The organism is Bacillus sp. JJ634, assembly GCF_036962285.1.
Classification (GTDB): domain Bacteria; phylum Bacillota; class Bacilli; order Bacillales; family DSM-1321; genus Peribacillus; species Peribacillus asahii_A.
This window is the reverse complement of sequence record NZ_JBALMU010000235.1, coordinates 1-1,447: the sequence shown is the minus strand read 5'-3', so window position 1 is coordinate 1,447 and position 1,447 is coordinate 1. Positions and strand designations below refer to the sequence as shown.

At 30.9% G+C, this 1,447-nt stretch carries 1 protein-coding gene; it reads left to right on the top strand.

Going from position 1 to position 1,447, the window contains the following annotated elements:
* Nucleotides 1-71: 71 nt before the first annotated feature.
* The gene (locus V7068_RS22450) at nucleotides 72-1,115 is read left to right on the top strand and encodes a flavin-containing monooxygenase (RefSeq protein WP_499714637.1); all 1,044 of its coding nucleotides are present in this window, start codon (nucleotides 72-74) and stop codon (nucleotides 1,113-1,115) included.
* The last annotated feature ends 332 nt before the right edge of the window (nucleotides 1,116-1,447 follow it).

Here is a 1,447-nt window from a genome sequence, read left to right as displayed (position 1 = left end):
AATTAATATATTAGCTTTTATTATTTAACATATCGAAGTTAATAATTCAATAAATAATGGAAGTGATACTAATGAAGTATGATGTAATCATTATCGGTGCAGGGCAAGCTGGACTTTCAATGGGATATTACTTACAACAAATGGATTTATCTTTTTTAATTCTCGATAAAGGAGAAGAGGTAGGGGCAGTTTGGAAAAATAGGTATGATTCTCTTAAGTTATTTACCCCACGTTCTTATAGTTCATTACCCGGACTAGCTTTAGAAGGCAATCAGAGTGTTTACCCCACAAAAGATGAAATAGCCAAGTATTTATCTTTTTACGCTGAAGCGTTTAGCCTTCCTGTAAAGCTAAGAACTATAGTTCAAGGTTTATATAAAGATGAGGATAGCTTTCGAATCTTAACTGATAAAGGAGAAATACTAGCTAAAAATGTAGTTATAGCAACCGGACCCTTTCAGAACCCATTTGTTCCAGAGTTTGCGAAAACACTGTCTAATAATGTTTTGCAGCTTCATTCGTCTCAATATAAAAATTCAAAGCAACTAAGAGATGGACCTGTATTAGTAGTGGGGGGAGGAAATTCAGGAGCACAAATTGCAGTTGAATTATCAAAACAAAGAGAAACTTATTTATCAGTTAATCATAAAATGAAGTTTTTACCACAAAGTGTAATGAACAAAAGCATTTTCTGGTGGTTTGATAAACTGGGAATATATAGAGCAAGTGTGAATACTAAAGTAGGTCAGTACATAAAAAATAACCCTGACCCAATTTTTGGATTTGAACTTAAATCTCTAATAAAGAGTGGAAAAGTAATATTAAAGCCACGAACTATATCAATACAAAATGACAATATTATTTTTGAAGACAATAGTGAAGTACACGTTAATAATGTGATATGGTCAACAGGTTTTGTATCTGATTATAAATGGATTGATATAGCTAAAGTTTTGGACGAAAAGAGTCAGCCAATTCACCAAAGAGGTATTACATCAATAGATGGATTATATTTTTTAGGATTGCCGTGGCAATATAGTAGAGGTTCTGCACTTCTTCAAGGGGTCGGAGTAGACGCAGAATATTTGATTAAATATATCCTAGATAAAAGTTGAAATTGGAAATTAAATTTTTTATCCAAATAAACCATTTATAAGAAAGATGAACTGCTTATATGCAGTTTTTAAATAAAGATGGGGAATTTATAAAAGTTTAATCAAAAATCCTACTGTAGTAAATGTAGGATTTTGTTTTGTTCAATAATCAGGAGCGATTATTGAACAAAACAATATTAAACTTCAACGATAATTAGTGCTGATTTATTTGTTTGTATGACTAAATGAGTAACCTTCTAATTTTATACTACATACATGATGTATAACGAATCCTCTTAACATGAATCTCCCTTATGGTATAAAAAGAAATTCAGTTTAGGATAAAACAAATG